Source organism: Citrobacter sp. Ce119 (genome assembly GCF_030334525.1).
GTDB lineage: Bacteria > Pseudomonadota > Gammaproteobacteria > Enterobacterales > Enterobacteriaceae > Citrobacter > Citrobacter europaeus.
In genome coordinates this window covers 55,060-78,607 of sequence record NZ_JAOWDR010000043.1, presented here as the reverse complement: position 1 = coordinate 78,607, position 23,548 = coordinate 55,060, and the positions used below count along the sequence as shown (strand labels likewise).

The 23,548-nt window shown below is 54.2% G+C and carries 23 protein-coding genes and 1 riboswitch; of the genes, 15 read left to right on the top strand and 8 right to left on the bottom strand.

Annotated features, from left to right (window positions below):
- Window positions 1-7 precede the first annotated feature (7 nt).
- Window positions 8-739, top strand: a complete 732-nt coding sequence (locus OGV80_RS06110; RefSeq protein ID WP_286514134.1) for a fimbrial biogenesis chaperone — start codon at window positions 8-10, stop codon at window positions 737-739.
- Window positions 736-1,809, top strand: coding sequence for a fimbrial protein (locus OGV80_RS06105; protein WP_087051984.1), 1,074 nt, complete (start codon window positions 736-738; stop codon window positions 1,807-1,809). The genes OGV80_RS06110 and OGV80_RS06105 overlap by 4 nt, the downstream gene beginning before the upstream one ends.
- 59 nt (window positions 1,810-1,868) lie before the next feature.
- On the opposite strand, the gene ribB is transcribed toward OGV80_RS06105, so the two are convergent.
- Window positions 1,869-2,522, bottom strand: coding sequence for a 3,4-dihydroxy-2-butanone-4-phosphate synthase (ribB, locus tag OGV80_RS06100; protein ID WP_003828424.1), 654 nt, complete (start codon window positions 2,520-2,522; stop codon window positions 1,869-1,871).
- Window positions 2,523-2,628: 106 nt separating this feature from the next.
- A riboswitch (FMN riboswitch) is annotated at window positions 2,629-2,778 on the bottom strand.
- Window positions 2,779-2,910: 132 nt separating this feature from the next.
- Between ribB and ubiK the strand changes: the two genes are divergently transcribed.
- Window positions 2,911-3,207: a ubiquinone biosynthesis accessory factor UbiK gene (gene ubiK, locus OGV80_RS06095; protein WP_032940759.1), complete on the top strand. Its 297-nt coding sequence runs from the start codon at window positions 2,911-2,913 to the stop codon at window positions 3,205-3,207.
- Window positions 3,208-3,239: 32 nt separating this feature from the next.
- Here the strand turns inward: ubiK and glgS are convergent, their stop codons facing one another.
- Window positions 3,240-3,446: a cell surface composition regulator GlgS gene (glgS, locus tag OGV80_RS06090; RefSeq protein ID WP_019077704.1), complete on the bottom strand. Its 207-nt coding sequence runs from the start codon at window positions 3,444-3,446 to the stop codon at window positions 3,240-3,242.
- A gap of 260 nt (window positions 3,447-3,706) precedes the next feature.
- Here glgS and OGV80_RS06085 point away from each other — a divergent pair, with 260 nt between their 5' ends.
- Both OGV80_RS06085 and OGV80_RS06080 read left to right on the top strand, forming a co-directional pair.
- Complete coding sequence (locus tag OGV80_RS06085) at window positions 3,707-4,336, top strand: OB-fold-containig protein (protein ID WP_286514129.1); 630 nt, start codon at window positions 3,707-3,709, stop codon at window positions 4,334-4,336.
- 23 nt (window positions 4,337-4,359) lie between these two features.
- Entirely contained in the window at window positions 4,360-6,027 is a 1,668-nt protein-coding gene (locus tag OGV80_RS06080; protein ID WP_043017652.1) for a flotillin family protein, read from the top strand.
- A 65-nt stretch (window positions 6,028-6,092) separates the two neighbouring features.
- Here OGV80_RS06080 and hldE read toward each other — a convergent pair whose 3' ends face one another.
- The 3 genes from hldE to OGV80_RS06065 form a co-directional block, all read right to left on the bottom strand.
- Window positions 6,093-7,526, bottom strand: a complete 1,434-nt coding sequence (gene hldE / locus OGV80_RS06075) for a bifunctional D-glycero-beta-D-manno-heptose-7-phosphate kinase/D-glycero-beta-D-manno-heptose 1-phosphate adenylyltransferase HldE (protein WP_043017653.1) — start codon at window positions 7,524-7,526, stop codon at window positions 6,093-6,095.
- A 59-nt stretch (window positions 7,527-7,585) separates the two neighbouring features.
- Window positions 7,586-10,426, bottom strand: coding sequence for a bifunctional [glutamate--ammonia ligase]-adenylyl-L-tyrosine phosphorylase/[glutamate--ammonia-ligase] adenylyltransferase (gene glnE / locus OGV80_RS06070; RefSeq protein ID WP_286514127.1), 2,841 nt, complete (start codon window positions 10,424-10,426; stop codon window positions 7,586-7,588).
- Between the two features lie 91 nt (window positions 10,427-10,517).
- Complete coding sequence (locus tag OGV80_RS06065; protein ID WP_043017655.1) at window positions 10,518-11,819, bottom strand: CYTH domain-containing protein; 1,302 nt, start codon at window positions 11,817-11,819, stop codon at window positions 10,518-10,520.
- Between the two features lie 241 nt (window positions 11,820-12,060).
- On the opposite strand from OGV80_RS06065, the gene OGV80_RS06060 reads away from it, so the two are divergent.
- Together OGV80_RS06060 and OGV80_RS06055 are read left to right on the top strand one after the other, a co-directional pair.
- Window positions 12,061-12,681, top strand: coding sequence for a TIGR04211 family SH3 domain-containing protein (locus OGV80_RS06060; protein ID WP_043017656.1), 621 nt, complete (start codon window positions 12,061-12,063; stop codon window positions 12,679-12,681).
- A gap of 61 nt (window positions 12,682-12,742) precedes the next feature.
- Window positions 12,743-13,984 carry a multifunctional CCA addition/repair protein gene (locus OGV80_RS06055; protein WP_043017657.1) on the top strand — a complete coding sequence of 414 codons (1,242 nt, stop codon included), beginning with the start codon at window positions 12,743-12,745 and terminating at the stop codon, window positions 13,982-13,984.
- Between the two features lie 61 nt (window positions 13,985-14,045).
- On the opposite strand, the gene bacA is transcribed toward OGV80_RS06055, so the two are convergent.
- Together bacA and folB are read right to left on the bottom strand one after the other, a co-directional pair.
- A complete protein-coding gene (gene bacA, locus OGV80_RS06050) occupies window positions 14,046-14,864 on the bottom strand; it encodes an undecaprenyl-diphosphate phosphatase (RefSeq protein ID WP_213733228.1) in 819 nt (272 codons plus the stop codon).
- 86 nt (window positions 14,865-14,950) lie between these two features.
- Window positions 14,951-15,319: a bifunctional dihydroneopterin aldolase/7,8-dihydroneopterin epimerase gene (folB, locus tag OGV80_RS06045; protein ID WP_003024659.1), complete on the bottom strand. Its 369-nt coding sequence runs from the start codon at window positions 15,317-15,319 to the stop codon at window positions 14,951-14,953.
- Window positions 15,320-15,425: 106 nt separating this feature from the next.
- Between folB and plsY the strand changes: the two genes are divergently transcribed.
- On the top strand, window positions 15,426-16,043 hold the full coding sequence (gene plsY, locus OGV80_RS06040; protein ID WP_003828443.1) for a glycerol-3-phosphate 1-O-acyltransferase PlsY: 618 nt from the start codon (window positions 15,426-15,428) through the stop codon (window positions 16,041-16,043).
- A 31-nt stretch (window positions 16,044-16,074) separates the two neighbouring features.
- Here the strand turns inward: plsY and ttdR are convergent, their stop codons facing one another.
- The gene (gene ttdR / locus OGV80_RS06035) at window positions 16,075-17,016 is read right to left on the bottom strand and encodes an L-tartrate utilization transcriptional activator TtdR (RefSeq protein ID WP_047408535.1); all 942 of its coding nucleotides are present in this window, start codon (window positions 17,014-17,016) and stop codon (window positions 16,075-16,077) included.
- 213 nt (window positions 17,017-17,229) lie between these two features.
- Here ttdR and ttdA point away from each other — a divergent pair, with 213 nt between their 5' ends.
- The 7 genes from ttdA to ureC all read left to right on the top strand — a co-directional run bounded on the left by ttdA (window position 17,230) and on the right by ureC (window position 23,539).
- A complete protein-coding gene (gene ttdA / locus OGV80_RS06030) occupies window positions 17,230-18,138 on the top strand; it encodes a L(+)-tartrate dehydratase subunit alpha (protein WP_016154538.1) in 909 nt (302 codons plus the stop codon).
- Entirely contained in the window at window positions 18,135-18,740 is a 606-nt protein-coding gene (ttdB, locus tag OGV80_RS06025) for a L(+)-tartrate dehydratase subunit beta (protein ID WP_047408532.1), read from the top strand. Before ttdA ends, ttdB begins: the two co-directional genes overlap by 4 nt.
- Before the next feature lie 48 nt (window positions 18,741-18,788).
- The gene (locus OGV80_RS06020; protein ID WP_075145613.1) at window positions 18,789-20,252 is read left to right on the top strand and encodes an anion permease; all 1,464 of its coding nucleotides are present in this window, start codon (window positions 18,789-18,791) and stop codon (window positions 20,250-20,252) included.
- 123 nt (window positions 20,253-20,375) lie between these two features.
- Window positions 20,376-21,200, top strand: coding sequence for an urease accessory protein UreD (locus OGV80_RS06015; protein ID WP_196781245.1), 825 nt, complete (start codon window positions 20,376-20,378; stop codon window positions 21,198-21,200).
- 10 nt (window positions 21,201-21,210) lie between these two features.
- On the top strand, window positions 21,211-21,513 hold the full coding sequence (locus OGV80_RS06010; protein ID WP_003024678.1) for an urease subunit gamma: 303 nt from the start codon (window positions 21,211-21,213) through the stop codon (window positions 21,511-21,513).
- A 9-nt stretch (window positions 21,514-21,522) separates the two neighbouring features.
- Window positions 21,523-21,843 carry an urease subunit beta gene (locus OGV80_RS06005; RefSeq protein ID WP_043017661.1) on the top strand — a complete coding sequence of 107 codons (321 nt, stop codon included), beginning with the start codon at window positions 21,523-21,525 and terminating at the stop codon, window positions 21,841-21,843.
- Window positions 21,836-23,539 (top strand): urease subunit alpha, encoded by a 1,704-nt coding sequence (ureC, locus tag OGV80_RS06000; RefSeq protein WP_286514116.1) that lies wholly within the window; start codon window positions 21,836-21,838, stop codon window positions 23,537-23,539. The genes OGV80_RS06005 and ureC overlap by 8 nt, the downstream gene beginning before the upstream one ends.
- Window positions 23,540-23,548 lie beyond the last annotated feature (9 nt).

Sequence of the window (23,548 nt, the reverse complement as noted above, 5' to 3'; positions counted from 1 at the left end):
ATGAAAAATGGCATTATTCAAAGGATTACCAATTGTATTACTCGCCTTATCGCTCACCAACCAGGCGGCAATTCAGCCTGACAGAACGCGGATTATCTTCAACGGCAACGATAAGGCCAGCAGTCTGAAAATTGAAAACCAGAGCAAGCAGTTACCTTATCTTGCTTACTCGTGGATTGAAGATGAAAAAGGTAATAAGGATGACTCTTTTTTAGTCGCCCTGCCCCCAATACAGCGGTTAAACCCTGGGGCAATTTCGCAGGTGAGAATTGTTAAGCAAGATAAAGCACGCTCGCTTCCTCAGGATCGGGAATCACTGTTTTACTTTAATGTTAGGGAAATTCCACCTGCACCAGAAAATAAAGGCAACAATGCCATCGTGCAGATGGCGCTGCAATCCCAGTTGAAATTATTCTGGCGTCCAGCGGCTTTGAAGAAAAAGCCGGGTACTGAAGTTGAACTTCAGCTCAAAGTTAGCCAACAGGGAAATACGCTGTTGGTTAATAATCCTACCGCCTACTACATTACGTTGGCTTTTTTTGGCAAAGACAGCAAAAGCCAATTGTCAGGCTTTAGCAGTAAAATGATTGCCCCTTTTTCCTCTGTTACATTAAATGCCGGCGGTTATAACGGAAATGCGTTCGCACTGGGATATATGGATGATTATGGCGGACTGCGCATGCTGAACGTGAAATGCCATGGTCAATGCGATCTTATCGTGCCGGAGGCCAGAAAATGATCCGCACGCTACGGTTATTTCTGCTGTTAATATTCATCGCGCTCCCTTTTCGTTCAGCGCTGGCGGTTCACTGCTATCTGGGAGCCACCGGTGGTCCTGTTGAAGGTTATACCGCTATCGAGCCGTTTGCAGTCCCTAACAACGCCAAACCCGGGGACAAAATCTGGGAAAGCAACGATATAAAAATCCCCGTCTACTGCGATAACGCAACCTCCGAAAATGCTTATAGCAGCGAAAACGTCTACGCTTGGGTCAACCCCTACACCTCAGTCAACGATACCTATTATCAACTTGGCGTCACCTATGAAGGCGTTGATTATGACGCCACGCAAGGTGCGGTCAATATTGATACACATCAGTGCATTGATAATCAGAAGCTTAAGATCTATACCCCCGCGCAAATCAAAGCCAGCGGTTGGGAACATTATCTCTGTTCAGGTAATGCAGAAGATACGCACTATTCAAGAACGTTCATTGCCCGCATGCGCCTGTACGTAAAAGTGATTTCGATGCCCCCCCACGACTACGCCAGTAGCATCGGTGATTATATTCTGGTGCAGTTTGATGGTGTTGGCGGGATTAACGTCAGCCCGGATGCCTCGAACCTGAAATATCACGTCACCGGCTTAGATCAAATTCGCGTGCTGGACTGTAGCGTGAAATTCAATATTTTCCCGGAAAATCAGACTATTGATTTTGGCACCTTCAATAATATGGAGATTAACGCCAAAACGCTGACAAAAGCGTTCTCGATTAAAACAACCAAGAATCTGAATTCTGACAGTGGATGTACCGATACGTTTAAGGTTTCATCATCATTCTATACCACAGAAGAATTGGCAGAAAATGACACATCCTTAAGAATCGGCAATGGTTTACAATTAAAAATACGCAATACGGAAGATAATACGCTCTCAACCTATAACGCCTACTCTGAGTATGCTGAATTCGATACAGAATTACTGACCAGAGAGAAAAGTTATCAGGCTGAATTAAGCCAGGTGACTGGCGATACCGTAAAGACTGGCCCTTTCGAAACGGTAGTATTATTTAAAATTAACTACAACTAAGCGCAAAAAGCCGATGACATTGCATCGGCTTTTTGCTGTTTTACCCGTTCGTCTTGCGATTAGCTGGCTTTGCGCTCATGCGCCTGACGGTAGGCCACCAGATCTTCGATAGTAACCACCGCCATATTATGCTTGCCGGCAAATTCGATGCATTCTGGCGCACGCGCCATGGTGCCATCGTCGTTAGTCAGTTCGCACAGCACGCCTGCCGGTTTAAACCCTGCCAGCGTCATCAGGTCGATGGTTGCTTCAGTATGACCACCGCGAGTCAACACGCCGCCTGCCTGAGCACGCAGCGGGAAAACGTGCCCCGGACGGTTAAGATCGGAAGGTTTGGCGCCATCCTTAATTGCCGCACGCACCGTAGTCACACGGTCCGCAGCGGAAACACCGGTGGTCACGCCCTCTGCTGCTTCAATGGTCACGGTAAAACCGGTACCGTAGGCGCTGGTGTTATTTTCCACCATCATTGGCAGATCGAGCTGTTTGCGTCGGTCTTCAGTGATGCACAGGCATACAATACCGCTGCCGTGGCGGATGGTCAGCGCCATCTGTTCAACGGTCATGGTTTCTGCCGGGAAAATCATATCGCCTTCGTTTTCACGATCTTCGTCGTCAAGCACCATCACACCGCGTCCTTCACGCAGCGCAGACAGCGCATGTTCAACACGTTCGAAAGGCGTACCAAAAGAGGAAAGTAGCGTCTGATTCATGGTAAAAAAACCTCACTAAAATTATGGTTACCAGAATCAGGGCAGTCTTAGGAGTACCGTCTAAGCGGCAAAAAAATAACGTGAGCGGGTCCATGCCCGACTGGATCGTTACTCTCTCCCATCCGGACTCTAACCGTCGGCCCCGGAATTACACCGGATCTGCTGACCTTTTTGCCGTAACAAAAAGCGCTCGCGGGCTTTCAACATTCGTTGATTTACCGCCGGTGGGGAATTTCGCCCCGCCCTGAGAATAAGCGGGTTAACTATAACGCTATTGATTACCTTCATCAACGCCTTTGCTCGTCTTAGCTTCACACAATTCTGGTTTATGCCTGTGCCAGTTCGCACTACAATAGGCAGCAACACGTACCAGTTCAGGGAAACCACAATGATTGACCCGAAAAAAATTGAGCAGATTGCTCGTCAGGTTCACGAGTCGATGCCGAAAGGGATCCGCGAGTTTGGCGAAGACGTCGAGAAGAAAATTCGTCAAACGCTGCAGTCACAGCTAACCCGTCTGGATCTGGTAAGCCGTGAAGAGTTTGATGTACAGACTCAGGTTTTGCTGCGTACCCGTGAAAAACTGGCGCTGCTTGAGCAACGTCTGACTGAGCTGGAGTCGCGTGAAAAAACGGCAGAAGTTAAGCCTGCCCCCGCGATCCCGCCAGTCGATCCGCAAGAGTAAAACGACAACGGGCCGCAAGGCCCGTTTTTCTGTTAGTGTTCCAGTTCTAGCTTCCTGGCCTCTGTAGCCTGCTGGCAGTACAGCGCATAGCGTTTGCAAAACCAGCTACGATGTTCTTCATCCATGTTCCCAGTTATCGCCTGGATATCAACGGGATGGCCCTCAGCCTGCATCCTGGCAAAACTACGGGCCAGGAAATCGAAATTGTTCATTGAATACATATTGCTGTTCATGAGCATACCCTCCAGTTATTGAATATCTGCTAAGGCCATATGCTTTTTCTAATTTCAGTATTTCCCTGGATACGAAGTTATTCTGTACATATTGTGCGCAAAAAAACCGTCTGCTTCACAGTTTCCTACGAAATCTAAGAGGGGGATGACCCCCTTTTCGGATTTAAGGTCAGGGTGACGCATGTTATTGTAACGACATGTAAAAGTAAGGGGTAAAACCATTACTTTTGATACTGACAGGGAACGCAGTAACAGGAGGAAACAACTTGGTATTATTCACGGATTACAACAGCCCCTACCTGTTTGCTATTTCATTTGTACTGCTGATTGGCCTACTGGAAATCATCTCTCTGATTTTTGGCCATTTTCTTTCAGGTGCGCTTGATGCTCACCTCGAACATTACGATGCCCTGACCTCCGGCAATATCGGCCAGGCGCTTCACTATCTCAATATCGGGCGGATCCCGGCGCTGATCGTACTGTGCTTACTCGCAGGCTTCTTTGGACTCTTCGGTATCCTCCTTCAGCATGGCTGGGTCACGCTGTGGCAAGCACCGATCAGCAATCTGCTGCTCGCGCCGGTGAGCTTTATTTTTGCGGTCTTCGCCGTGCATTACAGCGGGAAAATTATCGCCCCCTGGCTGCCACGGGATGAAACCACCGCCCTCGCTGAAGATGAGTTTATCGGCAGCATGGCAATTATTACTGGCCATTCTGCGAGTGCCGGAACTCCATGCGAAGGCAAATTTACCGACAAGTTTGGGCAGACCCACTATGTGCTGCTGGAGCCTGAAGCGGGCAAAGAATTCAAAAAAGGAGACAAGGTGCTGATTATTTGCCGACTCTCTGCAACGCGTTACCTGGCCGAGCTAAACCCCTGGCCGACTGTTTTATAATTTTATACAGAGGGACCTTATAGATGGATGATGTTTTAGGCATGTTACCTTCATGGATGTTTACCGCCATTGTCGCGGTGATCGTCTTAGTAATTATCGGGATTATTTTTGCCCGCCTGTATCGCCGCGCGTCTGCTGAACAGGCGTTTGTGCGTACCGGCCTTGGCGGGCAAAAAGTGGTGATGAGCGGCGGCGCAATTGTCATGCCTATCTTCCACGAAATTATTCCTATCAACATGAACACCCTCAAACTTGAGGTGAGCCGTTCAACTGTTGACAGTCTCATCACCAAAGACCGTATGCGCGTGGATGTCGTCGTCGCCTTTTTCGTGCGTGTAAAACCGTCTGTGGAAGGGATTGCTACCGCCGCACAGACGCTGGGACAGCGAACGCTGTCGCCAGAGGATTTACGTGTGCTAATAGAAGATAAGTTTGTCGATGCCCTGCGTGCCACTGCGTCGCAGATGACCATGCATGAACTGCAGGATACGCGTGAAAACTTCGTTCAGGGCGTACAAAATACCGTCGCGGAAGACCTGTCCAAAAACGGCCTGGAACTGGAGAGCGTTTCACTCACCAACTTTAACCAGACCGAAAAAATCCATTTCAACCCCAATAACGCCTTTGATGCCGAGGGTCTGACCAAGCTGACCCAGGAAACGGAACGTCGTCGTCGCGAACGTAACGAAGTCGAGCAGGACGTAGAAGTTGCCGTTCGAGAGAAAAACCGTGATGCGCTGTCGCGCAAGCTGGAGATCGAACAGCAGGAAGCCTTCATGACGCTCGAGCAGGAGCAGCAGGTGAAAACCCGCACGGCCGAGCAAAATGCCAAAATTGCCGCCTTTGAAGCCGAACGTCATCGTGAAGCTGAACAGACGCGTATCCTAGCTGAACGCCAGATTCAGGAAACAGAAATCGAGCGCGAACAGGCGGTGCGTTCAAGAAAAGTCGAGGCCGAGCGTGAAGTTCGCATCAAAGAGATCGAACAGCAGCAGGCAACGGAGATCGCCAACCAGACCAAGTCCATCGCTATTGCCGCCAAGTCCGAACAGCAGTCTCAGGCTGAAGCACGCGCTAACGATGCGCTGGCCGAAGCGGTTCGCGCCCAGCAAAACGTAGAAACCACCCGTCAGACTGCAGAAGCGGATCGTGCCAAACAGGTGGCGTTGATTGCCGCCGCGCAGGATGCGGAAACACAGGCCGTTGAGCTAACCGTACGTGCGAAAGCGGAGAAAGAAGCGGCAGAATTGCAGGCCGCCGCGATTGTTGAACTGGCTGAAGCCACGCGGAAAAAAGGTCTGGCGGAAGCAGAAGCACAACGCGCGCTGAACGATGCCATCAACGTGCTTTCCGACGAACAGACCAGTCTGAAATTTAAGCTGGCCCTGTTGCAGTCCCTGCCAGCAGTCATTGAGAAATCCGTTGAGCCAATGAAGTCTATCGATGGGATCAAGATTATTCAGGTTGATGGTCTCAATCGCGGCGGTGCAGTCGGTGAAGTGACCGCAGGTAACGTAAACGGTGGGAATCTGGCGGAGCAAGCATTATCCGCAGCTCTTGCCTATCGTACACAAGCGCCGCTGATTGACTCGCTGTTAAATGAAATTGGTTTGTCCGGCGGTTCGCTGTCGGCGCTGGCCGATCCGCTGAAAAACAGCCCACAGCCTGTTGAGAAAACGACTGAAGAATAAGATATAGAATTGCCGGATGGCAACGCTGACGCGTTTTATCCGCCATCCGGCAAACTTTCCAGGTGTTACTTATCGCTGTCTTTCTGGATCTTCTTGATGATATTGGTCGTTGAGCAGCCATCTTCGAAGTTCAGCACCAGCACTTCACCGCCGTTCGCCCACACCTCTTCGCTGCCCGCAATATCTTCCGGCTTATAGTCGCCGCCTTTGACCAGCAGATCCGGCAGGATGCCGGCAATCAGACGCTGCGGCGTATCTTCTTCAAAAGAAACCACCCAGTCGACGGACTCCAGCGCGCCCAGCACGATCATACGCTGTTCCAGCGGATTGACCGGGCGAGATTCGCCTTTCAGACGTTTGGTCGAAGCATCGCTGTTTACCGCTACGATCAGGCGATCGCCCAGCTTGCGCGCATTCGCCAGATAGGAAACATGGCCCGCATGCAGGATGTCGAACACGCCGTTGGTCATCACCACTTTCTCACCGCGCTTGCGGGCGCTGGCAACGGCCTGTTTCAGCTCAGATTCGCTCATCACGCCAAAGCCAGTATCGGCCCGACCGCGCACGGCGTTTTCCAGTTCAATAGGAGAAACGGTGGAGGTCCCCAGCTTACCGACGACTACGCCTGCTGCGGCGTTAGCAAAATAGCACGCTTCTTCCAGGGTGTTACCCGCCGCCAGCGTCGCCGCCAGCACGCCAATAACCGTATCGCCCGCACCGGTCACGTCATACACTTCCTGCGCCTGCGTCGGCATATGCAGCGGCGATTTGCCCGGTTGCAGCAGCGTCATCCCCTGTTCGGAGCGCGTGATCAGCAGTGCGGAAAGGTCAAAATCCGCAATCACTTTCATGCCGCGCTCAACCAGTTCATCTTCGCTTTTGCACTTGCCCGCTACCGCTTCAAACTCGGACAGGTTCGGCGTCAGCAGCGTTGCGCCACGGTAGCGTTCAAAATCGGTCCCTTTAGGATCGATAAGCACCGGCACTCCAGCCTTCCGCGCCAGCGCAATCATCTGCTGCACGCTTGCCAGCGCGCCTTTGGCATAGTCGGAGAGTACCAGTGCGCCGATAGACCCCAGCGCCTGGTTAATACGCTCGTGCAGCGGCTGCGGATCCACACCTTCAAAGCCTTCTTCGAAATCCAGGCGAATCAGTTGCTGGTTACGGGAAAGTACGCGCAGTTTAGTGATCGTCGGATGAGTGGGCACGGAAACGAAGTCACATTTTACGTTCACATCCGCCAGCGTTTTGCTCAGCGCACGCGCCGCGTCGTCAATGCCGGTCAGGCCCACCAGACGCGAATTCGCTCCCAGAGAGGCTATGTTCATCGCCACGTTTGCTGCGCCACCGGGACGTTCTTCGATGGTATCAACCTTCACCACCGGCACCGGCGCTTCAGGTGAAATACGGCTGGTAGGACCGTACCAGTAGCGATCCAGCATCACATCACCGACAACCATGACTCCTGCACGTTCAAACTCTGGCAGCGTTACTTTCATTCCTGTCTCCTGAGAGATTCTCTGAGGGTCTTAAAATTTGCGCGCGATAATAGCACACTTCACTCGGCAACCAGCCACTTCTGCCAGCTGTCGCGCACCAGCGTGCGTTCAGCCTCAAAGCACTCTGGTGCCACATGGCCCGGAAGCTCCTGCAAGGCAAGATGGTGAAGTTCATCACGCAGCGTCGTATAAGCACGAGTAAGCGCCAGCGCTTCCTGCTCATCCATAATGTCGTTTTGCGCCAGTAACTCCAGAATGCGCACGTTATCCGACCAGCGCGTCAGCTTCGGTTTTTCATGCGCATAGCGCAACACCAGATATTGCGTAATAAACTCAATGTCGGTGATACCGCCTTCATCCGCTTTAATATCAAAACGATCGCGATGCTTATTGCCCAAATGGGCACGCATTTTCTCACGCATTTCGCGCACGTCGGTCTGCAAGGTTTTGCCATCGCGAACGAGGGTCATGATATCGCGACGAATCGCATCGAACTGAGAGGTCAACCGCGGGTCGCCGTATACCACGCGCGCACGTACCAGCGCCTGATGTTCCCATGTCCAGGCTTCGTTGCGCTGGTAATCGGCGAAGGCGTCGGTTGATGTCACCAGCATTCCCGCCGCGCCGGACGGACGCAGGCGCGCATCCACTTCGTACAAAATACCGGACGAGGTGCGGGTGCTGAAAAGGTGCATAATGCGCTGCGACAAACGCAGATAGAACTGTCGCCCGTCAATCTCACGCTCACCGTCCGTCATCACGTCCATCGGACAGTCATGCAGGAAGATCAAATCGAGATCCGAGCTGTATCCCAGCTCCCAGCCGCCCAGCTTGCCATAACCGACGACGGCAAAACCGCGCCCCTCGCGTTCGCTAAGATGAGTGGGTTGCCCGTAGCGAGCAACCATCTGCATCCACGCTTGCTGGACTACCGCATCAATAATAGCTTCCGCCAGCCAGGTTAGGTGATCGCTTACCTTCATCACCGGCAGCGTTCCGGCGATATCAGCCGCGGCAATACGCAACAACTGCGTTTGCTTAAACTGGCGCAGCGCTTCCAGTTGCTGCTCTTCGTCATCTTCCGGCACGCGCAGCAAATACTGGCGTAACTCATCACGGTAGGCGTCCGTCGCGGTGGGTTGATACAGGGTGTTCGGATCCAGCAGTTCATCGAGCAACAGCGGATACCGCGCCAGCTGGCTGGCGATCATCGGCGAGGCGGCACAGAGCGAAATCAGGTGCTTCAGCGCTCCGGGGAATTCGCTCAGCAGCTCCAGATAGGTCGTGCGGGTCACAATACCCACCAGCAGTGGTGTAATGCGCGACAGCGGTACCGAGGCGTCGTCACGCGAACAGACATCGCTCAGCAGATGCGGCATTAAATGATCCAACACCTGCCGTCCGCGTGGGCCAATGGTGCGTTTATCCAGCTCTTTGCGGAAATCAGCAATCAGAGACAGCACGCGCCGGCGATCGTCATCAGCCAGATGCGTCAGCACCGGCGTGGTGTCATCTTCCTGCAAGGCGTCCTGCCACAGTTCGCGCCATTGTTCTGAGAGCGACTCTTCCTGGGTTTCAGCTTCGTCATCGCCAATCAGCTCGTTAAATACCCGGCGCACGTTGTTCATATGATTTGCCAGCACATCGGTTAACTGCTGCCAGTCATCGACGTTCATCCCCCACGCCAGCCGCGCGCGATTCAGTTCATCGCCAGGAAGCGTTTGGGTCTGTTCATCATTGATGCTTTGCAGCAGGTTTTCGAGGCGGCGTAAATAGAGATAGGCTGCTCGCAGTTGTTCCGCATCGGTATCAGACAGCAGGTGCAGCGCATTGATGGCGCTAAGCGTCGGTAACAGCGAGCGGGATTGCAGCGACGGCTCGCGCCCACCGCGAATCAGTTGGAATACCTGTACGATAAATTCGATTTCACGAATGCCGCCCGCCCCCAGCTTGATGTTGTCTTTCAGGCCACGGCGGCGCACTTCTCGGGCAATCATCCCTTTCATGTTACGCAGAGACTGGATCACGCTAAAATCAATATAGCGGCGGAAGACAAAAGGTCGCAGCATAGCGCGAAGCTCGCTGACGTAAGTGCCATCGGCATCGCCCATAATGCGGGCTTTGACCATCGCATAGCGTTCCCAGTCGCGCCCTTGTTCCTGGTAATAATCCTCCAGCGCGGAGAAGCTCAGCACCAGCGGGCCGCTGTCGCCAAACGGACGTAAGCGCATATCCACTCGATAAACAAACCCATCCATTGTGGGCTGATCCAGCACTTTGATGAGCCGCTGGCCCATACGGGTAAAGAACTGCGCGTTATCCAGTTCGCGACGCCCACCCTGCGTACTGCCGTGCTCCGGCCAGGCAAAAATCAGGTCAATATCAGAGGAAAAATTCAGCTCGCCGCCGCCCAGTTTCCCCATGCCTAAAATCAGCAGCGGCTGCGCAACACCTTCAGGATTACAGGGCGTTCCCCACTCGCGACAGCAGGCGGCGTATAACCAGTCGCGCGCGGCGACGATCAGCGTTTCAGCCAGATGGCTTAACTGCTGCAAGATACTCTCTTCCGCCACCAGCGACAGCGTCTGCGCCCAGGCGATACGCACCATGATGTGACGGCGAAACAGGCGTAGCTCGCGCATCAGCGTGTTTTCATCGCTGACGTCGGCCAATGCTTGCTGTAACCAGTCGGCATAGTGTTGCCATTCATCCGCCTGAGGGGGCGCGCTTTCCAGATCTACCAGCCATTCGGGATGGGCAATAATGCTGTCGCGGACAAAATCACTGAATGTAAGCACTGACTTCGCCTGCACGCTAAGCGAGGACTCAGATATTGCTGCTGGCAGCCGCTCCACAACGGTCGGCCAGTACTGCTGTAACGGTGAAGAGAGCTGCTTCATTTATGGACATCCTTTGCGTATTGAGGCCCAAGGTATGGCCTTATAGGCCTGATAAGCGCAGCGCCATCAGGCATCCCGGTCTCAACCCTGATTATCGTTTACCGCTATGCAGCCAGAACGGTTCCAGTGCGATTGCCTCGTTGCGGAAGTGTTCAATTTCAATATATTGATTGGCCGCAATGGCGTGACGCAGACCCTGCCAGTTGGCGATCCATTCCGAGGCAACATTTTCGTCGTAGTACCCCGCCAGCATCAGCATGCTATCAATATTGCGCGTCAGGCGTGGAAGTTGATCGGCGTACTGATCGCCAAGCGGCTGAGCAAAAGCGGTTTTCAGTTCAGCGGCATGGCGCGAAAGATGAGTATCTGAGAAACGCTTAAAGGAGTCGGCAATTTTGCCCTGCGCCTTCTCATCCAGGAACGACTGCCATCCTTTGGTCACCAGCCATTCGGTCAGGGCCAGTTTAGCCATTGCTGTTTGCGTGCTGTAAACCGCCGAAACGGCAGAAACATCCGACGCCATGACCGCTTCCGACTGGGTCAGCAAATCACGTAAGTGAGCGCTCGCTTTTCGCGGCACATTACCGCCAAACAGCATCAGTATGTGACGCACCAGGCCCATTGCCGCCAGCACCTCGGCTTTCGCCCCTTTGACGCCGCGCACCCACAGCTCTTCATGGTACTGCCACTGTGATAATGCCAGCTCCAGCGCCGCTTCCAGCCCTTGCTCAATGCTCGCCTTCGCCGGAACCTTCAAAATGCGCGTCGGTCTGAGTTCACGCGGCGCATTCCCCTGAGCCAGATGATAGCCACGCGCCGCTTTACTCAGACTGCCCTGGCGTAAGCCGGCTTGCGAAACCAGCTGGTTTGCCAGCTTCAATACCGCACGGGTATCGCCGCTTAGCAGTTCAAGTTCAAGCTCACAGATAGGTTCAGCAAACTCGCCCGCTTTCACTTCCCCAAGGTCGAGAGCCATTTCAATTCGACTGCCGTCAACATCAAGGAGCCATTTCTCACGATAAAAATCGGTGCTGAACAGCGGCTGCACCTGAGAGGCAAGTTCAGCAGGCAGCTCGCCATCGGGCCAGACTTCCGTTGGGAACAGAGCGAGATCCAGCTCTGGCGCGTTTAGCGCAACGTTATATTCAGGCCGCTGATGCAGGCCGCCCGTCACCCGTCCGGCAATTTTCATGGTCATTTCGTAATGACCATTCTCACCACGAATACGCAGCCCCATATCGTGACCACGCAACCACGCATCCGGCGTTTCGTAGTAGATATTCAGCAACTGACTGGGCGCATGATGCTCACCCCCCAGCGTATTCAGACGTTCACGTAGTGCATCTACAGCATCACTATTGACGATAAATTTTAATTCGATTTCCTGGGCCATGGTCTTGTACTTATGGGTTATGTCACAGTTGAGAAAACTGACTGCGAACTAAGTTCGTTCTTTATGGTCAGTAGATAGTATTTTGCGCCAAATTGCCATGCAACGAGCAATTTGACGGGCGTAAAAGTTTCGGGTGGTGGCTAAAAGGACACAGATGATTCCGATTGATGTCGAATGCTTTGCGTAGAGACACTGATGCCACTACTATCGTTCCACTTTCTATGACAATAACGACAGCCTGATGCCAAAATTACGCCTGATTGGATTAACTTTACTCGCACTTAGCGCCACTGCAGTTTCTCATGCCGAAGAAAAGCGCTATGTCTCTGACGAACTGAACACCTGGGTCCGCAGCGGTCCGGGAGATAATTATCGCCTCGTGGGCACGGTTAACGCAGGCGAGGAAGTTACGCTATTACAGACCGATGCCAACACTAACTACGGCCAGGTGAAAGACAGCACCGGTCGTACCGCCTGGATCCCGCTGAAAGAGCTGAACAGTACTCCGAGCCTGCGTACCCGCGTTCCCGATCTGGAAAACCAGGTTAAGACCTTGACCGATAAGCTCAATAATATCGATACCACGTGGAATCAGCGCACCGCCGATATGCAGCAAAAAGTATCGCAAAGCGACAGCGTGATCGACGGTCTGAAACAAGAAAACCAGAAGCTGAAGAACGAGCTTATTGTGGCGCAAAAGAAGGTCAGCGCAGCCAACCTTCAGCTTGATGACAAACAGCGCACCATCATTATGCAGTGGTTCATGTACGGCGGCGGCGTACTGGGTCTTGGTCTGCTGCTCGGTCTGGTTCTGCCACACATGATCCCAAGCCGTAAACGCAAAGATCGCTGGATGAACTGAATCGCCTTCTCAGCCACACTGACATATGATTAAGAGATCATAATTTCAAAAGGAAAGTGGCGTGAAGATTTATCTGGTCGGTGGTGCTGTTCGGGATGCGTTATTAGGGCTACCGATTAAAGATAAAGATTGGGTTGTTGTCGGCGCCACGCCGCAAGAGATGCTCGACGCGGGCTACCAGCAGGTAGGCCGCGATTTTCCCGTGTTTCTGCATCCGCAAACCCGGGAAGAGTATGCGCTGGCGCGTACCGAACGTAAATCCGGTTCGGGGTATACCGGGTTCACCTGCTACGCCGCGCCGGATGTAACGCTGGAGGCCGATCTTCAGCGGCGCGACCTGACTATCAACGCAATCGCCCGCGATGACGATGGAGAGATTATCGATCCGTATAACGGACGCGACGATCTGGAAAGGCGTCTGCTGCGCCATGTTTCTCCTGCCTTTAGCGAAGATCCGCTGCGCGTGCTGCGCGTGGCGCGCTTTGCTGCCCGCTATGCGCACCTCGGCTTTCGTATCGCTGACGAAACCATGACGCTGATGCGAGACATGAACGACGCTGGCGAACTGGAACACCTGACGCCAGAGCGGGTGTGGAAAGAAACAGAAGGCGCATTAACCACCCGCAACCCACAGGTATTTTTTCAGGTCCTGCGCGACTGCGGCGCACTGCGCGTTCTGTTTCCGGAAGTGGATGCTCTGTTCGGCGTTCCCGCGCCCGCTCAGTGGCACCCGGAAATCGATACCGGTATTCACACGTTGATGACGCTGTCGATGGCAGCCATGTTAAGTCCGGAGGTCGACGTGCGTTTCGCCACGCTGTGCCACGATCTTGGCAAGGCGTTGACGCCAAAAGCGCTGTGGCCGCGCCACCACGGCCACGGTCCGGCTGGCGTTAAGCTGGTCGAGCAACTGTGTCTGCGCCTGCGCGTGCCGAATGACATCCGTGATTTAGCCAAACTGGTGGCCGAGTTCCACGACCTCATTCATACCTTCCCGATCCTGCAGCCAAAAACCATCGTTAAGCTGTTTGATTCCATCGATGCCTGGCGTAAACCGCAGCGCGTGGAGCAAATCGCCCTGACCAGCGAGGCCGACGTACGCGGGCGAACCGGTTTTGAAGCGGCGGATTACCCGCAAGGCAGACTGTTGCGCGAAGCCTGGCAGGTTGCGCAGGCGGTGCCAACGAAAGACGTCGTTGAGGCGGGATTCAAAGGTCAGGCTATTCGCGAGGAGCTGACCCGGCGTCGCATCGCGGCAGTGGCATGTTGGAAGGAGCAGCGTTGCCCTAAACCCACCACCTAAACGGATATAACCCGTAGGCCGGATAAGGCGGAACGCCGCCATCCGGCACAACGGTAAGTCATCAGAAGAACACGACGTAAACGGCAGCCGCTACAACAAAGCGATAAATCGCAAACGGAATGAACGAGATACGCTTAATCAGCTGCAGGAAGGTTTTGATCGCTACCAGCGCCACGATAAACGCCGTCACGAAACCGACGGCAAACATCGGGATATCTGATGCGCTGAGAAACGACCAGCTCTTGTAGAGATCCAGCGCCGTTGCACCCATCATCATCGGCACGGCCAGCAGGAAAGAAAACTCAGACGCCGCGTAACGGCTCACGCCCATCAGCATACCGCCAGAAATCGTCGCCCCGGAGCGAGAAAAGCCCGGCCACAGGGCCAGACACTGGAAACAGCCGATCATAAACGCCTGCCTATAGGTCATATCATCCAGACCCGGCGCACGCGGCTCTTTCGGCTTCAGGCATTCTGCGGCAATCAGCAGCACGCCCCCTACCACCAGCGCATACATCACGTTGATCGGGTTAAACAGCGATTTGATGGTGTCGTGGAATATCAGCCCCAGCACTACGGCTGGGATCATCCCCAACAGAATATGTCCCAGCGTCAGTCGACCTTTGCCAGTACCTTCATGCGGGGTTTTGCCGAAGTGAATGCCAATCAAACTAAACAGACGTCGCCAGAACATCACCACGACTGCCAGAATAGAACCTAGCTGGATTACCACCTCGAAAGTTTTTGCGGTGTCACCCTCAAAACCCAGCAGATGGCCAACAATAATCATATGGCCGGTACTGGAAACGGGTAAAAATTCCGTCAACCCTTCGACCACACCCAAAATTGCCGCCACCAGCAGCGAGTGCATATCACTCATTAATAAACCCCTAGATAGAGAAACCACGGCAAAAAAGAGCCGACGAAAGGACCCTTTTATACCCGTTTGTTTTAGAAATTATTAAATTAATTATTTTCTTTCAGATTATTGCCACGCTCAATGATAACCCCGACGTTCGCCGCACGGGCTACCGCGCCAGGTTTACTGAGTTTGATCCGTACCCAGGGAGAATTAAAGCGGCTAAGCAGCAGATCCGCCACCTCTTCCGCCACGCGTTCTACCAACGCAAAACGCCCACCTTCCACATGATTAACAACCGTTTGAGCAATATCAGCATAGCTCAGGCAATCAGCCACATCATCGCTTTTAGCCGATTTGCGGTTATCCCACGCCATTTCGATATCGAACACCAATCGTTGCTCGATCGTTTGTTCCCAGTCGTAAACACCAATAGTGGTGATTACAGAAAGTTGCTCTATAAATACAATATCCATCACGACCTGCCTGCTTTTTGGCTAACCCGGATACCACTTCCGGCGAAATATGCGTATTATCCACAGAAGTAGCGTTTTACACGACATTTTCAAAACGGAACAGCTTATGAGTGCAATCGCGCCTGGAATGATTATCTTCGCGTACCTCTGTGGCTCAATTTCCAGTGCTATTCTGGTATGCCGCCTTGCTGGATTGCCGGACCCGCGCGACAGCGGCTCTGGGAATCCGGGCGCGACGAACGTATTGCGCATTGGTGGCAAGGGAGCCGCCGTCGCGGTACTGATTTTCGACGTCCTGAAAGGTATGTTACCCGTCTGGGGTGCCTATGCGCTAGGCGTCAGCCCCTTCTGGCTGGGATTGATCGCGATCGCCGCCTGTCTGGGACACATCTGGCCAGTATTCTTCGGCTTTAAAGGTGGGAAAGGCGTTGCCACCGCCTTTGGCGCAATTGCGCCGATTGGTTGGGACTTAACCGGCGTGATGGCCGGAACCTGGCTGCTGACCGTCTTATTAAGCGGCTATTCGTCGTTAGGCGCTATCGTCAGCGCGCTGATCGCCCCCTTCTACGTCTGGTGGTTCAATCCCCAGTTCACGTTCCCGGTGTCTATGCTGTCGTGCTTAATTCTGCTACGTCACCATGACAACATTCAGCGTCTGTGGCGTCGTCAGGAACCAAAGATCTGGACCAAGCTGAAGAAAAAGCGCGAAAGAGATCCCGAGTGATTTCGATGTCGGATAGCGACGCGACGGCGTCTTATCCGGCGTGAGGGATGTGATACCCCTCCACCGGTTTGCCTAAACGGTTCTGACACCACGTCGCCAGAAACTCCACGCACACGCGCAGCTTCACGCTGCGATACAGCGGCTCCTGATAAACCGCCCAGATATTGGCGCTTTGCGCATAGTCCGGCAGCACACGCACCAGTTCACCGCTTGCCAGAAACGGCTGCAGGTCCCATTCGGAACGCAGCATAATCCCTTTCCCCTGAAGCGCCCACTGCAGCACAATCTCACCGCTGTTAGAGGAAAGATGACCCGCTACCTTGATCGACTTTTTCTCCTTGCCGTTATCCAGGTCCCACACCCCGTGAGTCATATCGCGTTCTTTGGTAACCAGACAATCATGCCGGCTTAATTCCTGTAGCGTCATCGGTTTGCCGTATTTTTGTAAATACATCGGTGCTGCACATAATATTCTTCTGTTTTTCGTTAACAAATGCGCAATATAATAATCAGGAATTTCGTCATTAATACGAATATCCAAATCAATATTATCCTGTGCCAAATCAATTTGCCGATCGTAAAGTTCAAAATGCACCTGTAATTCAGGATAGCTATGCATCAATTCGGTAATTGCCGGTGCAATATAACTGCGCCCAAAACCAAAGCTACAGCCGATACGAATCATCCCTGCCGGGCGTGTTTTGAGCTGCGTGACGTCATCGACCAGATGCTGATAGCCCGCAAGAATAGCCTGCGCATGTTCATAGCAACGTTGACCACTCTCCGTTAATGCCACACCGCGCGCAGAGCGGCTTAGCAGCGTCGCTCCCAGCGTGGCCTCAAGGATCTGAATGCGTTTCGTCACAAACGCCGGCGTTTGGCCAAGCGTCGCTGCGGCGGCGCTGAAGCTGCCGCTACGCACAATTTCGACCAGCACCTGCAGGTCTTTCGCCAGGGGATACGTGTTCAGCATGATCGGTAGATCCGTAATGTTGTTAACCGCAGTGTAATTCCCTCATGCGTATTAAACCCTGCCTTTGCGCAATTTTTATTGTCTTATCCGGACATCATTCACGAACTGTTAATTGGATATTCACAGTGGTAAATAATATAAAACCACACTTTTAATGGTAGTTTGTGGCGGAGAATTTATTTCCAGACAAATAAAAGAACTGGAGTTAACAAGATGAGCAATCAAAATAACCAAAATGCGATAACTACGCTGACGAACATTGTCGCGGACTTTACCGCCATGATTTCTACCCGCATGCCCGACGACGTCGTGGATAAATTAAAGCAGCTGCGTGAAGGCGAAACCTCGCCGATGGGTAAAATCATCTACCACACCATGTTTGACAACATGCAGAAGGCTATCGACCTGAACCGTCCTGCCTGTCAGGACACCGGCGAGATTATGTTTTTTGTGAAGGTTGGTTCCCGTTTTCCACTCCTCGGCGAACTGCAAAGCATCCTGAAGCAGGCCGTTGAAGACGCCACGGTAAAAGCGCCGTTGCGCCATAACGCTGTCGAGATTTTTGATGAAGTGAATACCGGCAAAAATACCGGTACCGGTGTGCCGTGGGTCACCTGGGACATCATTCCTGATAATGATGACGCGGAAATCGAAGTCTACATGGCAGGCGGCGGCTGTACGCTGCCGGGACGCTCGAAAGTGTTAATGCCTTCTGAGGGCTACGAAGGCGTGGTGAAATTTGTCTTCGAAAATATCTCCACGCTGGCAGTCAACGCCTGTCCGCCGGTGCTGGTGGGCGTAGGTATTGCCACCTCCGTAGAAACCGCCGCTGTTCTATCTCGTAAAGCGGTGCTGCGCCCTATCGGATCACGTCATCCGAATCCGAAAGCGGCCGAACTGGAACTGCGTCTGGAAGAAGGGCTTAACCGTCTGGGTATTGGTCCACAAGGGTTGACCGGGAATAGCTCGGTAATGGGCGTGCATATCGAATCCGCCGCACGCCATCCGTCGACTATCGGCGTTGCCGTCTCTACCGGCTGCTGGGCGCACCGCCGCGGCACGCTGTTGGTTCATGCAGACCTCTCCTTCGAAAACCTGTCTCACACCCGGAGCGCGTTATGAAAAAGATCCTCACAACCCCGATCAAAGCCGAAGATCTGGCAGACATTCGCGTTGGCGATGTTATTTACCTGACGGGTACGCTGGTGACCTGCCGTGACGTTTGCCACCGTCGCCTGATCGAACTGAAGCGCCCGATTCCTTATGACCTGAACGGCAAAGCCATTTTCCACGCAGGCCCAATCGTACGTAAGAACGGTGAGAAATGGGAGATGGTCTCCGTCGGCCCAACCACCAGCATGCGTATGGAAGCGTTTGAGAAAGACTTTATCGAACAGACTGGCGTCAAGCTGGTGGTCGGCAAGGGCGGCATGGGACCGCTGACAGAAGAAGGCTGCCAGCAGTTTAAAGCGCTGCACGTCATCTTCCCGGCAGGCTGCGCGGTCGTGGCGGCAACCCAGGTTGAGGAGATCGAAGAAGTGCACTGGACGGAACTCGGCATGCCGGAGTCCCTGTGGGTGTGTCGGGTAAAAGAGTTCGGCCCGCTGATCGTTTCCATCGATACCCACGGCAACAACCTGATCGCCGAAAACAAAAAACTGTTCGCTGAACGTCGCGATCCTATCGTCGATGAAATCTGCGAGCACGTGCACTACATCAAATAACCCTCCCGGAGAGGCGCTGCGCCTCTCCCCTTTCGTAGGGATACAACAATGGCACCTTTAGCTGGTTGGTGGCGATACCTGGCTCCGCTGGTGGTCATCGCCATTATTGCTGTTCTGCCCGTTCCCACCGGTCTTGAGAGCCACACCTGGCTCTATTTTGCCGTCTTTACCGGTGTGATTGTCGGGCTTATTCTGGAACCTGTACCGGGCGCGGTGGTGGCGATGATTGGTATTTCGATCATCGCCGTCCTTTCGCCATGGCTGCTGTTCAGCCCGGAGCAACTCGCGCAGGACGGTTTTAAATTTACCGCCAAATCGCTGTCGTGGGCGGTATCTGGCTTTTCAAACTCGGTCATCTGGCTGATCTTCGCGGCCTTTATGTTTGGTACCGGCTATGAGAAAACCGGGCTTGGGCGGCGTATCGCGCTGATGCTGGTGAAAAAGATGGGGCACCGGACGCTGTTTCTCGGCTATGCGGTGATGTTCTCTGAGCTTATCCTCGCCCCCGTCACGCCTTCCAACTCCGCGCGCGGAGCCGGAATAATCTACCCGATTATCCGCAACCTGCCGCCGCTGTATAACTCACAGCCCAATAGCGCCAGTTCACGCTCCATTGGCTCATATATCATGTGGATGGGCATTGTCGCCGACTGCGTTACCAGCGCTATTTTCTTAACGGCGATGGCACCGAACCTGCTGTTGATCGGCCTGATGAAAGGAGCCTCCCACACGGCGCTGAGCTGGGGCGACTGGTTCTTAGGCATGCTGCCGCTGAGCATTTTACTGGTGCTGATTGTGCCCTGGCTGGCGTACGTGTTGTATCCACCAGTGCTCAAATCCGGCGATCAGGTTCCGCGCTGGGCGGATGCGGAGCTAAAAGCGATGGGACCGCTCTGCGCTCGCGAGAAAAAGATGCTGGTGCTGATGGTCGGCGCGCTGGTGCTGTGGATCTTCGGCGGCGATTACATTGACGCTGCGATGGTCGGATACAGCGTGGTGGCGTTGATGCTGGTACTGCGCATCATTAGCTGGGATGACATTATCAGCAATAAAGCCGCGTGGAACGTCTTTTTCTGGCTGGCCTCGCTGATCACGCTGGCCACCGGGCTCAATAACACCGGTTTTATTACCTGGTTTGGCAAGCTGCTGGCAAACGGGCTGAGCGGCTATTCGCCAATGATGGTGATGGTGGCGCTGATCGTGGTTTTCTATCTGCTGCGCTACTTCTTTGCCAGCGCCACGGCGTATACCTCCGCCCTGGCGCCGATGATGATTGCCGCCGCGCTGGCAATGCCGGAAATCCCGCTTCCGGTCTTCTGCCTGATGGTCGGCGCAGCCATTGGCCTCGGAAGCATTCTGACCCCGTACGCCACCGGTCCCAGCCCTATCTACTATGGCAGCGGCTATTTGCCAACGGCGGATTACTGGCGACTCGGTGCTATTTTTGGCCTGATTTTCCTCGTGCTGCTGGTGATTACCGGTCTGGTCTGGATGCCCCTCGTTTTACTGTAAGACTCTGGTGGGGCGGCGTATTGCCGCCCCTTTATCCATAAGCTTCTCATATGATCGATTTCCCGATGCGCTGAGGCATACTTTTTTGTATGCAAACACCCTCATGCTGATAAGGGAAACGCTCTGGACACGGTTGCGCACGAGACACTCACACGGGGCTGGCAGGCCGAACTGGATCTGCATTTTACCCGCACCGGTCACAAAACGGTGCTCGTCTCGGCGCGCCATCAGGGTCCATTGACGGTTCAGCGCCCGTTTTACCCGGAAGAGGACGTTTGCCATCTCTATTTGCTTCATCCACCGGCGGGGATCGTCGGCGGGGATGAGCTCCATATCGCCGTAACGCTCGACGAAAACAGCCACGCGTTAATCACCCAGCCAGGCGCGGGAAAATTTTATCGCAGCCGCGGACCACAGGCATTGTTGCGCCAGCATTTCACGCTTGCCTCACACGCCACGCTGGAGTGGCTGCCGCAGGATACGATCCTCTTTCCCGGTGCCAACGCCGCTATTCAGACCGTCTTTCATCTGACATCCGCAAGCCACCTGCTGGCCTGGGATCTGCTGTGTCTTGGGCGACCGGTTATGCAGGAAGTCTTCAGCCACGGCACGCTGCAAAACCGTCTGGAAGTGTGGCGGGATGGGCAGCCGCTGCTGATAGAACGCTTGCAATTGCGAGAGGGGAATCTGAGCGGCGTCGCGCACTTTCCCTGGGTCGGCACGTTACTGTGTTATCCGGCCAGCGAACTCATGCTGGAGGGCACCCGCGAGCGGCTTACGTCACTTGGCGATTACGCCGGGGCAACGCTTAACGACTCGCTGCTGACAATTCGCTTTCTTGCCGACGACAACCTGGTTGTTCAGCGCGTTATGCGTGACATCTGGCAATTTCTGCGCCCGCTGCTGACGCACAAAGCCCCCGTACTACCGCGAATCTGGCAAACCTAAGAGAATCCTTATGGAACTGACCCCCAGAGAAAAAGACAAGCTGTTGCTGTTTACCGCCGCGCTGGTGGCGGAACGTCGCCTGGCCCGCGGGCTTAAGCTGAACTACCCGGAATCGGTGGCGCTGATTAGCGCTTTCATCATGGAAGGGGCACGCGACGGGCAAACCGTGGCCGCGCTGATGGAGGACGGGCGTCACGTCCTGCGCCGCGATCAGGTGATGGAAGGCGTGCCGGAAATGATCCCGGATATTCAGGTTGAAGCCACCTTTCCGGACGGTTCGAAGCTGGTCACCGTCCACAATCCGATCGTCTAAGGAGCGGCAATGATCCCAGGTGAATATCAGATCGCAAAAGGCACTATCGCGCTCAATCAGGGACGGGAGACCTGCACGATCGTGGTGGAAAATCATGGCGACAGACCCATCCAGGTGGGATCGCACTATCACTTTTACGAGGTGAACCCGGCGCTACATTTTGACAGGCTGGCTGCACGTGGCTTTCGTCTGAACATTGCGGCGGGCACAGCGGTACGTTTTGAGCCGGGGCAAAAACGCGAAGTCGAACTGGTGCATGTAGCCGGCGCACAAAGGATCGTGGGCTTTCGCAGCGAAGTGATGGGCGCGCTGGAGGCAGATAATGAGTGAAATTTCCCGGCAAGCGTATGCCGACATGTTTGGCCCAACCACCGGCGATAAAGTGCGCCTGGCGGATACCGACCTGTGGATCGAGGTGGAAAAAGACTTCACCACTTACGGCGAAGAGGTCAAATTTGGCGGCGGAAAAGTGATCCGCGACGGCATGGGCCAGGGCCAAATGCGCGCGCAAGCGTGTGTGGATCTGGTGATTACCAACGCACTAATCGTCGATCACTGGGGGATCGTGAAAGCGGATATCGGTATCAAAGCCGGCAGGATCTTCGCCATCGGCAAAGCGGGTAATCCCGATATTCAGCCCAACGTCACGATCCCGATAGGCGTGGGAACTGAAGTCATCGCCGGGGAAGGCAAGATCGTCACTGCGGGCGGCGTAGATACGCATATTCACTGGATCTGCCCACAGCAGGCCCAGGAGGCGCTGGTTTCCGGCGTGACGACGATGATCGGCGGCGGCACCGGTCCGGCGGCAGGAACTCACGCCACCACCTGCACGCCGGGCCCGTGGTACATCGCGCGTATGCTGCAGGCGGCAGACGCATTGCCGGTTAACATCGGTTTGCTGGGCAAAGGCAACGGCTCAAATCCTGACGCCCTGCGCGAGCAAATCAGCGCGGGGGCAATTGGCCTGAAAATCCATGAAGACTGGGGCGCCACGCCTGCCGCTATCGACTGCGCGCTAACCGTGGCCGACGAAATGGACATCCAGGTAGCGCTGCACAGCGACACGCTCAATGAGTCCGGTTTCGTTGAAGATACGCTGGCGGCGATTGGCGATCGCACCATTCATACCTTCCACACCGAAGGCGCGGGCGGCGGCCATGCGCCGGATATCATCACCGCCTGCGCACATCCGAATATTCTGCCCTCCTCCACTAACCCGACGCTGCCCTATACCGTCAACACCATCGACGAGCATCTCGACATGCTGATGGTTTGCCACCACCTCGACCCGGATATTGCCGAAGACGTAGCCTTTGCCGAATCACGCATTCGCCGGGAAACGATCGCTGCCGAAGATGTTCTGCATGACATTGGCGCGTTTTCCCTGACTTCGTCCGATTCACAGGCGATGGGGCGCGTGGGCGAAGTGATCCTGCGCACCTGGCAGGTGGCACATCGCATGAAAGTTCAGCGTGGTCCGTTGGCAGAAGAAACTGGCGACAACGACAACCAGCGCGTTAAACGCTACGTTGCTAAATACACCATCAATCCAGCGTTAACCCATGGTATCGCCCATGAAGTTGGCTCCGTTGAGCCTGGCAAACTGGCCGATCTGGTGCTGTGGTCGCCCGCCTTTTTTGGCGTAAAACCGGCGACGATCGTCAAGGGCGGGATGATCGCCTGCGCGCCGATGGGCGACATCAACGCCTCGATCCCCACCCCGCAGCCGGTGCATTACCGCATGATGTTCGGCGCACTTGGCGCAGCGCGGCATCACACCCGGCTGACCTTTATTTCGCAAGCAGCTGACGCGCAAAACATCCCGCAGCAGCTCGGTTTGCGAAGCACTATCGCCGTCGTCAAAGGCTGCCGGACGGTGAAAAAGGCCGACATGATCCACAACGGCCTGCAACCCAATATCACCGTCGATGCTCAGACCTACGAGGTGCGTATTGATGGCGAACTTATCACCAGCAAACCGGCAGATGTTTTGCCGATGGCGCAACGCTATTTTCTGTTTTGAGGAGTGACG